Annotated in this window: 9 protein-coding genes and 1 tRNA gene; 9 read left to right on the top strand and 1 reads right to left on the bottom strand. The window is 74.7% G+C overall.

Translation table 11 applies throughout. The features are described 5' to 3' along the window. Positions 1 to 42: 42 nt before the first annotated feature. The 7 genes from DQ241_RS09790 to der all read left to right on the top strand — a co-directional run bounded on the left by DQ241_RS09790 (position 43) and on the right by der (position 8,655). Positions 43 to 2,382, top strand: coding sequence for a glycoside hydrolase family 3 N-terminal domain-containing protein (locus DQ241_RS09790; RefSeq protein ID WP_113830020.1), 2,340 nt, complete (start codon positions 43 to 45; stop codon positions 2,380 to 2,382). After that, positions 2,382 to 3,374, top strand: a complete 993-nt coding sequence (locus DQ241_RS09795; protein ID WP_113830021.1) for an acetylxylan esterase — start codon at positions 2,382 to 2,384, stop codon at positions 3,372 to 3,374. Before DQ241_RS09790 ends, DQ241_RS09795 begins: the two co-directional genes overlap by 1 nt. 14 nt (positions 3,375 to 3,388) lie before the next feature. Beyond that, positions 3,389 to 4,990 (top strand): alpha-N-arabinofuranosidase, encoded by a 1,602-nt coding sequence (locus tag DQ241_RS09800; RefSeq protein WP_113830022.1) that lies wholly within the window; start codon positions 3,389 to 3,391, stop codon positions 4,988 to 4,990. Next, a complete protein-coding gene (locus DQ241_RS09805) occupies positions 4,978 to 6,054 on the top strand; it encodes an ABC transporter ATP-binding protein (RefSeq protein WP_113830023.1) in 1,077 nt (358 codons plus the stop codon). Before DQ241_RS09800 ends, DQ241_RS09805 begins: the two co-directional genes overlap by 13 nt. Positions 6,055 to 6,212: 158 nt before the next feature. Then, the gene (aroH, locus tag DQ241_RS09810) at positions 6,213 to 6,575 is read left to right on the top strand and encodes a chorismate mutase (RefSeq protein WP_113830024.1); all 363 of its coding nucleotides are present in this window, start codon (positions 6,213 to 6,215) and stop codon (positions 6,573 to 6,575) included. Positions 6,576 to 6,598: 23 nt separating this feature from the next. Then, positions 6,599 to 7,303, top strand: a complete 705-nt coding sequence (gene cmk, locus DQ241_RS09815; protein WP_113830352.1) for a (d)CMP kinase — start codon at positions 6,599 to 6,601, stop codon at positions 7,301 to 7,303. Continuing rightward, a complete protein-coding gene (der, locus tag DQ241_RS09820; RefSeq protein ID WP_233492344.1) occupies positions 7,300 to 8,655 on the top strand; it encodes a ribosome biogenesis GTPase Der in 1,356 nt (451 codons plus the stop codon). Before cmk ends, der begins: the two co-directional genes overlap by 4 nt. A 51-nt stretch (positions 8,656 to 8,706) precedes the next feature. Here the strand turns inward: der and DQ241_RS09825 are convergent, their stop codons facing one another. Then, the gene (locus DQ241_RS09825) at positions 8,707 to 10,857 is read right to left on the bottom strand and encodes an MMPL family transporter (protein WP_113830025.1); all 2,151 of its coding nucleotides are present in this window, start codon (positions 10,855 to 10,857) and stop codon (positions 8,707 to 8,709) included. Positions 10,858 to 11,071: 214 nt separating this feature from the next. Between DQ241_RS09825 and DQ241_RS09830 the strand changes: the two genes are divergently transcribed. Further along, positions 11,072 to 11,145 (top strand) — tRNA-Pro (locus DQ241_RS09830). Between the two features lie 232 nt (positions 11,146 to 11,377). After that, the gene (locus DQ241_RS09835) at positions 11,378 to 13,504 is read left to right on the top strand and encodes a SpoIIE family protein phosphatase (protein WP_113830026.1); all 2,127 of its coding nucleotides are present in this window, start codon (positions 11,378 to 11,380) and stop codon (positions 13,502 to 13,504) included. Positions 13,505 to 13,581 lie beyond the last annotated feature (77 nt).

Consider the following 13,581-nt stretch of genomic DNA (forward strand, 5'->3'; position numbering starts at 1 on the left):
CCACCGCGCCCCACCCCCGAACAGGACGGACACCCGTTGAGCATGGCCAGCAACGTCGGCACCGACCCCGCGCCGTGGCGCGACCCGGCCCTCCCGCGCGAGGACCGGGTGGCCGACCTCCTCGCCCGCATGACGCTGGAGGAGAAGGTCGCCCAGCTCTACGGCGTGTGGGTGGGCATCGACGCGACCGAGGGCGAGGTCGCCCCGCACCAGCACGAGATGGCCGCGGCGCCGGTCGACTGGGAGGCACTGATCCGCACCGGGCTGGGCCAGCTGACCCGGCCGTTCGGGACGGCGCCGGTGGACCCGCTGCTCGGCGCGAAGGGGCTCGCGGAGAGCCAGCGGCAGATCATGGCGGCCGGCCGGTTCGGCATCCCCGCCCTCGTGCACGAGGAGTGCCTCACCGGGCTGGCGGCGTGGACCGCGACCGCCTTCCCCTCACCGCTGTGCTGGGCGGCCAGCTTCGACCCCGACCTCGTCGAGCGGATGGGCGCGGTCATCGGGCAGGGCATGCGCCGGCTCGGCGTGCACCAGGGGCTGGCCCCGGTGCTCGACGTCGTCCGCGACCTGCGCTGGGGCCGGGTCGAGGAGACCATGGGGGAGGACCCCCACCTGGTCGGCACGATCGGCAGCGCATACGTGCGGGGTCTGGAGTCCAGCGGCGTCGTCGCCACGCTCAAGCACTTCGTCGGCTACTCCGCCTCGCGGGCGGGGCGCAACCTCGCGCCGGTCTCCGCGGGGAGCCGGGAGATCGCCGACGTGCTGCTCCCGCCGTTCGAGATGGCGCTGCGCGCCGGTGCCCGGTCGGTGATGAACTCCTACACCGACGTCGACGGCGTGCCCGCGGCCGCCGACCCGCGGCTGCTCACGGACCTGCTGCGGGAGACCTACGGGTTCACCGGGACCGTCGTCGCCGACTACTTCTCCGTCGCCTTCCTGCAGACCCTCCACGGTGTCGCCGGGTCGCCGGCGGAGGCGGCCGGGCTGGCCCTCGAGGCCGGAATCGACGTGGAGCTGCCCACCGTGGCCTGCTACGGCGAGCCGCTGGTGGCGGCGGTGCGCAGCGGCGCCGTCGAGGAGGCGCTGGTGGACCGGGCGTTGCGCCGGGTGCTGCTGCAGAAGTGCGAGCTCGGCCTGCTGGACGCCGACTGGTCGCCGGACGCCCCGGCCGTCGCCGAGGGGCACATCGAGCTGGACTCCGCCGAGTCCCGCGCGGTCGCCGGCGAGCTGGCTCGCCGCTCGGTCGTGCTCCTGGCCAACGACGGGACGCTGCCGCTGCGGGACGGGCTGCGCCTGGCGGTCGTGGGTCCGCGCGCGGACACCGCGCAGGCGATGCTGGGCTGCTACTCGTTCCCGATGCACGTGGGCGTCCACCACCCCGAGGTCGCCGTGGGCATCGACATCCCGACCGTCGCCGCGGCGCTGCGCGAGCACCCGGCGGCCTACGACGTCGTGGTCGCCCAGGGCTGCCCGGTCGTCGGCGGCGACGACGAGGGCATCGCGGCCGCCGCCCGCGCCGCCGCCGAGGCCGACGTCTGCGTCGCCGTCCTCGGCGACCAGGCGGGGCTGTTCGGCAACGGCACCTCCGGCGAGGGGTGCGACGCCGTGGACCTGCGGCTCCCGGGCCGGCAGGAGGAGCTGCTGGAGGCGCTGCTCGCGACCGGCACGCCGGTCGTGGTCGTCCTGCTCGTGGGTCGTCCCTACGAGCTGTCCCGGCAGGTCGACCGGCTCGCCGCGGTGGTGTGCGGCTTCTTCCCCGGCGAGGAGGGCGGCCCGGCGATCGCCGACGTCCTCAGCGGGCGGGTGTCCCCGTCGGGCCGGCTGCCGGTGAGCTTCCCGCGCGCGGGCAGCAGCCAGCCGGCCACCTACCTCGCCGCGCCGCTGGGCGGGCGCACCGACGTGAGCACGGTGGACCCGACCCCGCTGTTCCCCTTCGGCCACGGGCTGGGGTACGGCGCCGCCACCTGGACCGGGGTGCGGGCGCTCTCCGCGCCGGCGTGGGCCACCGACGGGAGCGCCGAGATCGAGGTGGCCGTGCGCAACGACACCGACCGCGAGCTCACCGAGGTCGTGCAGGTGTACCTGCACGACCCGGTCGCCGAGGTGGTCCGGCCGGTGCAGCGGCTGGTCGCCGCCCAGCGGGTGGACCTGGCGCCCGGCGCGGCCGCCACCGTCCGCTTCGACCTGCACGCCGACCTCACCTCCTTCCCCGGCCGCGACGGCGCCCGGATCGTCGAGCCCGGGGACGTCGAGCTGCGGGTGGGGGCGTCCAGCGCCGACGTGCGGCAGGTGCTGCCGTTCACGCTCACCGGGGCGCGGCGCACCGTGGGCGTCGACCGGCGGCTGCACCCGGAGAGCACCGTCGTGCAGAGCGCCGGCTGATGCCGCAGACCGACCTGCCGCTGGAGGAGCTCCGGCGGTACGACCCGCGGCTGCCCTCTCCGGCGGACCTCGACGAGTTCTGGGCCGCCACCCTCGCCGAGGCGGCGGCGCACCCCCTGGACGTGTCGTGCACGCCGGTCGACTCCGGGCTGGTGACGGTGGAGACCTACGACGTCGCCTTCGCCGGCTTCGGCGGCGCGCCGGTGCGGGCCTGGCTGCACCTGCCGGCCCGGGCCCTGCGCGGGGAGGGACCGCTCCCCGGGGTGGTGCAGCACCAGGGGTACAACGGCGGTCGCGGTCTGCCGCACGAGCACCTCCTCTGGGCCTCGGCGGGCTTCGCCCACCTGGTCGTCGACACCCGCGGGCAGGGGAGCGGCTGGACCGTCGGCGCCACCGCCGATCCGGTCGGCTCCGACGCGGCCCAGCCCGGCTTCCTGACCCGGGGTGTGCTCTCCCCGCACGACTACTACTACCGGCGCGTCTACACCGACGCGGCGCGGGCGGTCGAGGTGCTGCGCGAGCAGTCCGAGGTGGACGGCGCCCGCATCGCGGTGACCGGCACCAGCCAGGGCGGCGGCATCGCGCTGGCCGTCGCGGCGCTCGTGCCCGGGCTCCGTGCCGTCATGGCCGACGTGCCGTTCCTCTGCGACTTCCCCCGCGCGGCGCGGATCGCGCCGGGCGACCCGTACGGCGAGCTCGTGCGCTACCTCAAGGCGCACCGCGACCGCGCCGACCGGGTGTTCCGGACGCTGAGCTACTTCGACGGCGCGGTCCTCGGCCGCGCCGCCTCCGCCCCGGCGCTGTTCTCCGTGGCGCTCATGGACCAGATCTGCCCGCCGTCGACGGTGTTCGCCGCCTACTCCGCCTACGGGGGGCCCAAGGAGCTGTCGGTCTACCCGTTCAACGACCACGAGGGCGGGGAGGCCCACCACCACCGGCTGCAGCTGGACTGGCTGCGCGACCTGCTCGACGCGCCGGCCCCCACGGCCTGAGGACGGGGAACCCCATGCTGCAGGCGCGCCTGACGATCGACCCCGCGCGGACGGTGGGCCCGGTGTCCCGCCGGCTCTTCGGCGCGTTCGTCGAGCACATGGGACGCGGGGTGTACGGCGGCATCCACGAGCCCGGCCACCCGCGGGCCGACGGGAACGGCTTCCGCCGCGACGTGATCGAGCTGGTCACCGAGCTCGGCGTGACCACCGTCCGCTACCCCGGCGGGAACTTCGTCTCCGGGTACCGGTGGGAGGACGGCGTCGGTCCCCGCGAGGAGCGCCCGGTCCGGCTCAACCTGGCGTGGCACAGCACGGAGACCAACGAGATCGGGCTGCACGAGTTCGCCTCGTGGCTGGACGAGGTCGGCGCCGAGCTCATGCTCGCCGTCAACCTCGGCACCCGCGGCACGCTGGAGGCGCTGGACCTGCTCGAGTACGCCAACGTGCCCTCCGGGACGACGCTGTCCGACCGCCGGCGCCGCAACGGGCGCCCGGAGCCGTTCGGCGTGCGGATGTGGTGCCTGGGCAACGAGATGGACGGCCCCTGGCAGCTCGGCCAGCGGTCCGCCGACGACTACGGGAAGCTCGCCGCCCGCACCGCGAAGGCCATGCGCCAGCTCGACCCCGACCTCGAGCTCGTCGTCTGCGGCTCCTCGGCGGCCAGCATGCCGACCTTCGGCGAGTGGGAGCGCGTCGTCCTCGGCCACGCCTACGACGACGTCGACTACATCTCCTGCCACGCCTATTACGAGGAGAAGGACGGCGACCTGGGCTCCTTCCTCGCCTCGGCGACCGACATGGACCGCTTCATCGAGGCGGTGGTCGCCACGGCCGACCACGTGAAGGCGGTGCGCCGGAGCCCGCGGACGATCAACCTCTCGTTCGACGAGTGGAACGTCTGGTACCTGTCGCGGGTCCCGGCCGACCTGCCCCGGCGCATCGACGACTGGCCGCTCGCCCCGCCGCTGAGCGAGGAGCCCTACACCGTGGCCGACGGCGTCGTCGTCGGCAGCCTGCTGATGTCGCTGCTCCGCCACGCGGACCGGGTGACCAGCGCCTCGCTCGCGCAGCTGGTCAACGTGATCGCCCCGATCGCGGCCGAGCCCGGGGGGCCTGCGTGGCGCAAGCCGACGTTCTTCCCGTTCGCCACCACGTCGCGGCTGGCCCGCGGGGTCGCCCTCGAGGTGGACGTCGACGGCCCCGGCTACGACACCGCGGCGCACGGCCGCGTCCCGGTCGTCGACGCGGCCGCGACCGCCGACGATGGCACCGCCGCCCTCTTCCTGGTCAACCGCGCGCAGGCGGAGGAGGTGGAGGTCTCGGTCGACCTGGCGGCGCTGGGCACCGACGTCCTCGACGAGGCGCTGACGCTCGCCGACCCCGACCCGTACGCGGCGAACACCGCCGGGCAGCAGGACCGGGTCCGGCTGCGGCCGAACCCCCGGGCCGCGGTGGTGGACGGGACGCTGCGCGTCACCCTGCCGCCGGTCTCCTGGACCGCCCTCTCCCTCCGCTCTGCGCGGACCGACCGCCCCAGCACCACCGGACAGCAGCAGGACCACGCACCGGCGACGACGCCGGCGACAGAGACGAGGAGCAGGACATGGCAGCAGTGACCTTCGACGGGGCGACCCGCGTGTACCCCGGTGCCGATCGGCCGGCGGTGGACGCGCTGGACCTGACGGTCGAGGACGGTGAGTTCCTGGTCCTGGTCGGCCCCTCGGGCTGCGGCAAGTCGACGTCGCTGCGGATGCTCGCCGGGCTGGAGGACGTGACCGACGGCCGGATCCTCATCGGCGAGCGGGACGTCACCGACGTGGCACCCAAGGAGCGCGACATCGCCATGGTGTTCCAGAACTACGCGCTCTACCCGCACATGACCGTCGCCGACAACATGGCCTTCGCGCTCAAGATCGCCGGCGTGCCCAAGGAGGAGCGGGCGACCCGGGTGCGGGAGGCGGCCAAGATCCTCGACCTGGAGCAGTACCTGGAGCGCAAGCCCAAGGCGCTGTCCGGCGGCCAGCGCCAGCGGGTGGCCATGGGCCGGGCGATCGTGCGCCAGCCGCAGGCCTTCCTCATGGACGAGCCGCTGTCCAACCTCGACGCGAAGCTGCGCGTGCAGACCCGCACCGAGATCGCCGCGCTGCAGCGCCGGCTGGGCATCACCACCGTCTACGTCACGCACGACCAGACCGAGGCGATGACGATGGGCGACCGCGTGGCGGTGCTCAAGGACGGCCTGCTCATGCAGGTGGGCCGGCCGCGGGAGCTCTACGACCGCCCCGCGAACGTCTTCGTCGCCGGGTTCATCGGCTCGCCCGCGATGAACCTGTTCACCCTGCCGGTCGTCGAGGGCGGCGTCCGGTTCGGCGACGAGGTCCACCCCGTCCCGCGCGACGTGCTGGGCCAGGCGTCCGGCTCCTCGGTGACCCTCGGCGTCCGCCCCGAGGACCTCGTGGTGGGCGCGCACGGGCTGGCGGTCGAGGTCGACGTCGTCGAGGAGCTCGGGGCCGACGCCTACGTCTACGGGCGCACCCGGGTCGGCGAGGAGGAGCACCTGATCACCGCCCGCGTCGACGGCCGCACCCCGCCGCGGAAGGGCGAGGCCCTGCACGTGGCGCCGCGCGGCGGCCACGTGCACCTCTTCGACGTCCGGAGCGGGAACCGGCTGGGCGCCTGAGACCCCCGCCCGGCGCCCCGGACGCGGGCCGCCGGGCCGGGCAACTGCCGTCCCTCCCCGGGTGCGACCGGCCGCTCCGGGGAGGGCCGGTGGCGGGCGCTCCCTAGACTCGTTCCGGCGCCCGGCGATCCGGGCGTCGCGACGAACGAGGAGAGTGCATGGCCGTCCGAGCCATCCGGGGCGCGACGCAGGTCGACGCCGACGACCGGGAGCAGGTGCTCGAGGCCACCCGCGAGCTGGTCAGCGCGGTGATGGAGCGCAACGCGCTGTCCCGCGACGACGTCATCAGCATCCTGTTCACCGCCACCCCCGACCTGGTGTCGGAGTTCCCGGCGCTGGCCGCCCGCGAGCTCGGCTTCGGCGACGTCCCGCTGATGTGCGCCACCGAGATGTCGGTGCCGCACGCGCTGCCCCGGGTGCTGCGTCTCATGGCGCACGTCGAGACCGAGAAGCCCCGCGCAGACATCCAGCACGTCTACCTGCGCGGCGCCGTGGCGCTGCGCCGGGACATCGCGCAGTGACCCCCGTGAACGAGCAGGAGCCCATGACCACCCCGCAGAGCCCGTTCCGCGGCTCGGTGACCCTCGACGGCCCGTCCGGCACCGGCAAGTCCAGCGTCGCCCGCGGCGTCGCCGCCCGGCTGGGCGCCGCCTACCTCGACACCGGCGCCATGTACCGCGCCGCCACCGTCGCCGTCCTCGACGCGGGGGTGGACCCCGACGACGCCGAGGCCGTGGCCTGCACCGTCGCCGAGGCGCGGATCGTGGTCGGCACGCAGGCCGGGATCGAGGTCGTGGAGGTGGACGGCACCGACGTCGCCGTCCGCATCCGCGGGGCGGAGGTGACCCGGGCGGTGTCCGCGGTGTCCGCCGTCCCCGCCGTCCGCCGGCAGCTGGTCGAGCAGCAGCGCGCGCTGGTCGCCGGCGCCGAGGCAGTCGTCGTCGAGGGCCGGGACATCGGCACCGTCGTCCTCCCGGACGCGACGCTGAAGATCTACCTCACCGCCGCGCCCGAGGTGCGCGCCCAGCGCCGCGCCGGGCAGCTCGGCGTGACCGACCCGGGTGAGATCGCGGCCCTGGCCGCCGACCTGCGGCGCCGGGACGAGTACGACAGCAGCCGGGCCGATAGCCCGCTGCGCCCGGCCGAGGACGCCGTCGTCGTCGACAGCAGCGAGCTCTCGCAGGCCGCCGTGGTCGACCGGATCGTCGCGCTGGCCGAGTCGGCCGTCGCGGCAGGGGACCGCACGTGAGCGAGAACGAGATCCAGAACCAGGGGCCGCTGCCGGTCGTCGCCATCGTCGGTCGCCCGAACGTGGGCAAGTCGACGCTGGTCAACCGCATCCTGGGCCGTCGCGCGGCGGTCGTGCAGGACGTCCCGGGCGTCACCCGCGACCGCATCTCCTACGAGGCGCTGTGGAACGGCAAGCGGTTCACCGTCGTCGACACCGGCGGCTGGGACCCGAAGGCGGCCGGTCTCGGCGCCTCGATCAGCCGGCAGGCCGAGTACGCGATGAAGACCGCCGACGTCATCGTCTTCGTCGTCGACAGCCAGGTCGGCGCCACCGACACCGACCTGGCGGCCGCGCGGATCCTGCGGCGCAGCGACCGGCCGGTGATCCTCGTGGCCAACAAGGTCGACGACGAGCGCAGCGAGGCCAACGCCGCGGAGCTCTGGTCCCTGGGCATGGGGGAGCCCCAGCCGGTCAGCGCGCTGCACGGGCGCTCCAGCGGCGACCTGCTCGACCTCATCCTGGACGCGATGCCCGAGGCGCCGCGCGAGCAGGAGGAGGAGGGCGGCCCGCGCCGCGTGGCCCTGGTGGGCCGGCCCAACGTCGGCAAGTCCAGCCTGATCAACCGGCTGGCCAAGGAGGAGCGCTCGGTCGTCGACTCGGTGGCCGGCACGACCGTCGACCCAGTCGACTCGATCGTGGTCCTGGGCGGCGAGGAGTGGCGGTTCGTCGACACCGCCGGCCTGCGCCGCAAGGTGAACACAGCCAGCGGCATGGAGTACTACGCCAGCCTGCGCACCGAGGCCGCCATCCAGGCCGCCGAGGTCTGCGTGGTCCTGCTGGCCGCCGACGAGGTGATCAGCGAGCAGGACCAGCGGGTGATCACCCAGGTCGTCGAGGCCGGCCGCGCGATGGTGCTGGCCTTCAACAAGTGGGACACCCTCGACGAGGACCGGCACGCCCAGCTGGAGCGGGAGATCGACCGCGACCTGGCGCACGTGAAGTGGGCGACGCGGGTCAACATCTCCGCGGCCACCGGCCGCGGCGTGGGCAAGCTCGCCGACCACCTGCGCGCCGCCATCGCGTCCTGGGAGACGCGGGTGCCCACCGCCGAGCTCAACCAGTTCGTCCGCGCGCTGGTGCAGGAGACGCCGCCGCCGGCCCGCGGTGGCCGGGCGCCGAAGATCAAGTACGTCACGCAGGCCGACGTCCGGCCGCCGCGGTTCGTCGTGTTCTCGACCGGCTTCCTCGAGGCCGGCTACCGACGGTTCCTGCAGCGCAAGCTGCGCGAACAGTTCGGCTTCCACGGCACGCCGATCGAGATCTCGGTCAAGGTCCGCGAGGGCCGGGACAAGGACGCCCGGCGCGGCTGAGCCGCGCCGGGCGCCCGGCCCGGCTCAGCCCTCCGGCCGGACCGGCTCGGCTCAGCCCTCCGGCCGGACCGGCTCGGCGACGGGGCTCGGCCCCCGCTGGGACGGGACCGCGGTCGGCCCGCCGGTCAGGGACTCGGGCTCGTCGCGCCGGTGGCTCAGCCGGCTCGGCCACCACATCCACCGGCCGATGTCGAGGGTGAGGGCGGTGACCAGCACCGAGCGGACCACGATCGTGTCGAGCAGCACGCCGAGCGCGACCGCGATGCCCAGCTGGGTGAGGAACGTCAGCGGCAGGGTGCCCAGCACGGCGAACGTCGCCGCCAGGACCAGCCCGGCCGAGGTGATCACGCCGCCGGTGGCGGCCAGCCCGATCAGCGCGGCCCGGCGGGTGCCGTGGTCGTGCGCCTCCTCGCGCACCCGGGTCATCAGGAAGATGTTGTAGTCGATGCCCAGGGCGACCAGGAACACGAAGACGAACAGCGGGAACGAGCTGTCGGTCGTGCTCACGTCGAGCACCCAGTCGAAGATCAGCGCGCTGATCCCGAGCGCCGCGCCGTAGGACAGCACCACCGTCGCGATGAGGAGCACCGGGGCCACCAGCGCCCGGAGCAGCACGCCGAGGACGACCAGCACCACCAGCATGATCAGCGGGATGACCACCCGGTTGTCCCGCTGGGACGCGGTCTGCACGTCGAGGTTGATCGCGGTGTTGCCGCCGACCAGCGCCTCGCCGTCGCCGACGTCGTCCAGCTCGGCGCGCAGCCGGTCGATGGTGTCGTAGGCCGCCTGGCTGTCCGCGGGATCGGCCAGCGCCGCCTCGACCAGCGCGGCGTCGCCGATGACCTGCGGCTCCTCCACCGCGCCGATGCCCTCGGTGCCCGCGACCGCCGCGGCGACCTCGTCGGCGGTGCCGGCCGTGGTCAGCACGTGCACCGGGTTGCCGGCGGTCGCGGGGAAGTGGCTCGCGGCGACCTCCTCGCCGGCGACCGACTCCGGGGTGCCGCGGAAGGAGTCGGCCTGGGAGAGCCCCGTCGCGTTCACGCTGAACAGGCCGAGGCAGGCGACCAGCAGCAGAGCGCTGGTGACCACCCACACCGCCCGCGGGCGCGGGGCGATCAGCCGGCCGACGCGCGCCCAGATGCCGGTGGCGCTCGGCTCGGGGCTGCCGAACGCCGGGCGCACCGGCCAGAACACCCAGCGCCCGCAGATGACCAGCAGCGCCGGGAGCAGGGTCATGAGGACGACGAGGGTGACGCCGACGCCGATGGCCGCCACCGGCCCCAGGCCCGCGGTGGAGTTCATGTCGGCGGCGACCAGGCAGAGCATGCCGAGGATGACGGTGCCGCCGCTGGCCAGGACCGCCGGGCCGGCCCGGTGGACCGCCTCGGTCATCGCCTCGTGCCGGTCGGCGTGCAGCCGGAGCTCCTCCCGGTACCGGGCGACCAGGAGCAGCGCGTAGTCGGTGCCCGCACCGACCACGAGCACGGTGAGGATGCTGGCGCTCTGCGCGTTCACCGTCAGGTCGGCGTGCCGGGCCAGCAGGGTGATCAGGGCCTGCGAGCAGAACAGCGCGACCACCGCGGAGAAGATCGGCAGGATCCACAGCACCGGGCTGCGGTAGGTGAACAGCAGGATGAGGACCACCACGCCGAGGGCGGCGAACAGCAGGGTGCCGTCGATGCCCTCGAACGCCTCGGAGGAGTCGGCCGCGTTGCCGGCCGGGCCGGTGATCCACGACTCGAGGCCGTCCGGGCCGTCGGTGGCGTCGGTGCGCATGCCGTCGACCAGCGGCCCGATCGCCTCCCAGCCGTCCGAGCCGACGTTGAGCGGCACCACGAGCTGCGCGGCTTCGCCGTCCTCGGCCAGGATCGGGCCGACCACCTCGCCGTCCAGCTCGCCCAGGCGGCCGAAGGTCGCGGCGTCCTCCTCGACCGCCGCCAGGTCGGCGGGGGTGAGCCCACCCGTGCGCTCGTAGACGACGACCGCCGGGATGATGTCGGGGTCGGAGCCGAGCGCGGTCTGCTCCTCGAGCGCGACGGTCGACTCGGCGTCGCCGGGCAGCCACGAGGCGACGTCGTTGTCCTGCTCGTCGGTCAGCGCGCCGGCCAGCGGGCCGGAGGCGGCGGCCAGCACCAGCCAGAAGACCAGGATGACCCACTTGATCGTGCGGTGGCTCACCTTGGATGCGTAGGACCTGCCCATGACGGGACCTCCGGGCACCTGCGTGCCCCTGCTCGAGGACGACGGCAACCCCGTGGGCGCGAACGCTAGCCAGGGGTGCCGACAGCTGTCACCGGGTTTGACGCCGTGGGCGGCAGGAACTGATCGGGGGGCAGCCGGACCGGGGGAACGGGTGCGGTAACCTTCCCTGGCGGTCGTCGCGCGCCCGGGGGAACCCGGCGAGGCGGGCGGCGCGCGGGCTGTAGCGCAGCTTGGTAGCGCACTTGACTGGGGGTCAAGGGGTCGCAGGTTCAAATCCTGTCAGCCCGACAGTGCAGCTCAGGGGCCGTTCCGGGAGATCCGGGACGGCCCCTGACGCGTTCCGGGCCGGCCGTCCACCGCTCGCTCCCGGCCCGGGTGTCGCCGTCGTCACGCCGATGGCGGCACCTCGACGGTTGTGCACAACGGGTCCGTGTCCGGAGAATGGCGGGGGCCCCGGCGAAGGCAGCTGCGCGGCTCCTTCCCTCCCACCCCGCCGGGCGCGCCGGTCAGAGAGGCTGCTGTGACCGACCCTGTGGAGCCCGTGCTCGTCGACGAGCGGGAAGCCGACCGGGTGCGCGGTGAGCTGGCGATCGCGGCAGCGGGCATCGGCACGTTCGACTGGGACCTGGTCACTGGCCGGCTGGACTGGGACGCCCGCCTGATCGAGATCTTCGGCTACGACCCGGGCACGTTCGACAGCAGCATCGACGGCTTCAACGACCGGTTGCACCCCGACGACCTGGAGCGGGTCACCACGGCCCTGCAGACCGCGATCGACACCTGCGGCGAGTTCGCCGCGATCTACCGGGTGTGCCTGCCCACCGGTGACACCCGCTGGGTGTCGGCCCGGGGGCGGACGCTGTGCGCCGTCGACGGCTCGGCCGTGCGCCTGCTGGGCGCGGCCTACGACGTCACCGACCAGCGGGACGCCGAGCTGCAGGTGACCCGCGTGCTGGAGGCCATGCCGGCCGGCTTCTACTCCCTGGACCGCGACTGGCGCTTCACGCACGTCAACGCCGCCGCTGAGAAGCTCCTCCTCCGCAGCCGGGACGAGCTGCTGGGCCGCGTCATCTGGGACGAGTTCCCGGCCGCGGGCGGCTCCGCCTTCGAGGAGAACTACCGGCGCGCGGTGGCCACCGGGGGGCAGGTGGCCTTCCCCGCCTACTACCCGCCGCCGCTGGACGGCTGGTACGAGGTGCGCGCCTGGCCCAGCCCTGACGGGTTGTCGGTGTACTTCCTCGACGTCACCGCCCGCCACCGCGAGGAGCAGCGGGCCGAGGAGGCCGCAGCGCGGCTGGCGTTGCTGGCCCAGGTCACCGAGCAGCTGACCGGCACCATGCAGGCCGAGCAGGCCGTCGCGCTGCTCTCGCGGCTGGTCGCGCCGGCACTGGCCGACTGGTGCATCGTCACCCTCGTCGGCGACGAGCAGCCCGGAGGCCGGCGCGGTGTCCGGGACGCCGGCTGGTGGCACCACGACGACGACATGCGGGACACCGTCCGGCGGTACTGCGAGACCCGCATCCCCGCGCTGCGCGAGCAGGCGTTCGTGTACCGGGCGCTCGGCAGCGGCGAGCCGGTCGTCGTGGCGGAGGGCGCCACCGCGGCCATCCGCGACGTCCTCCAGCCGGGGGAGGCCCGGGACCTGATCGGCGAGCTGGCTCCCGAGTCGGTGGCCGTCCTGCCGCTCCACGGGCGGGGACGCACGGTCGGCCTGATCACCCTGTTCAACGGCCCGGAACGAGGGGCCTTCTCGGCGGAGGACCTGAGCACGGCCGCCGAGGTGGCCGGCCGCGCCGGGTTGGCGCTGGACAACGCCCGCCTCTACGGCCAGCAGCGCGCCCTCGCCGAGCAGCTGCAGCGCAGCTTCCTGACCGCACCGCCGGAGCCCGACCACGCCGAGATCGTCGTCCGCTACCTGCCGGCCGGGGCGGCCGCGGCGGTCGGTGGGGACTGGTACGACGCGTTCCTGCAGCCCGACGGGGCCACCGTGCTGGTCATCGGGGACGTCGCCGGTCACGACACCGCGGCCGCGGCGACGATGGGCCAGCTCCGCAGCCTGCTCCGGGGCATCGCGACCTCGCACGACGGTGCCGGCCCGGCCGACGTGCTGGCGAAGCTGGACGCCTCGATGCAGCTGCTGCAGGTCGACACGCTGGCGACCGCCGCGGTCGCCCGGTTCGAGCAGGACCCGGACGAGCGGGAGCGCGGGGTGACCCGGATGCGCTGGTCGAGCGCCGGTCACCTGCCCCCGGTCACCATCCACCCCGACGGCACCGTCTCGGCCCTGGGCCGGTCCGGCCGTGCCGAGCTGCTGCTGGGCGTCGACCCCGGCACGCCCCGCACGGAGACCGTGGTGACCCTGGACCGGGGGGTCACGGTGCTGCTGTTCACCGACGGGCTGATCGAGCGCCGCGACTCCGACATCGACGCCGGCACGGACCGGCTGCTGGCCGCGCTGGCCGACCTCGCCGACCGGCCGCTGCAGGAGGTCTGCGACCTGGTGCTCGAGCGGATGGTCGACGGACGGCCCGAGGACGACGTGGCCCTCGTCGCCGTCCGCCTCCACCCCGAGGACCGCCCGCGCCCGGCCGAGGCCGGCCCCCGGGTGCTGCCCGCGTCGGTCCCACCCGGGCCGGGCGGCCGGTAGCCCGGCGACCGGGCTCGTCGTCGTCCGGGACCCGCGAGGGGTCCGCCGTATCGTGGCGCCACCGGACGTCGCGGACG

Origin of the sequence: Blastococcus sp. TF02A-30 (assembly GCF_003319185.1) — a bacterium.
Taxonomy (GTDB): Bacteria; Actinomycetota; Actinomycetes; order Mycobacteriales; family Geodermatophilaceae; genus Blastococcus.

What these genes read in the sequence shown, in the direction of transcription:
- aroH (WP_113830024.1), top strand. Translation starts at nt 6,213, where the DNA reads ATGGCCGTCCGAGCCATCCGGGGCGCGACGCAGGTCGACGCCGACGAC.
- DQ241_RS09805 (WP_113830023.1), top strand. Translation starts at nt 4,978, where the DNA reads ATGGCAGCAGTGACCTTCGACGGGGCGACCCGCGTGTACCCCGGTGCC.
- DQ241_RS09790 (WP_113830020.1), top strand. Translation starts at nt 43, where the DNA reads ATGGCCAGCAACGTCGGCACCGACCCCGCGCCGTGGCGCGACCCGGCC.
- cmk (WP_113830352.1), top strand. Translation starts at nt 6,599, where the DNA reads ATGACCACCCCGCAGAGCCCGTTCCGCGGCTCGGTGACCCTCGACGGC.
- DQ241_RS09795 (WP_113830021.1), top strand. Translation starts at nt 2,382, where the DNA reads ATGCCGCAGACCGACCTGCCGCTGGAGGAGCTCCGGCGGTACGACCCG.
- DQ241_RS09825 (WP_113830025.1), bottom strand. Translation starts at nt 10,857, where the DNA reads ATGGGCAGGTCCTACGCATCCAAGGTGAGCCACCGCACGATCAAGTGG.
- DQ241_RS09800 (WP_113830022.1), top strand. Translation starts at nt 3,389, where the DNA reads ATGCTGCAGGCGCGCCTGACGATCGACCCCGCGCGGACGGTGGGCCCG.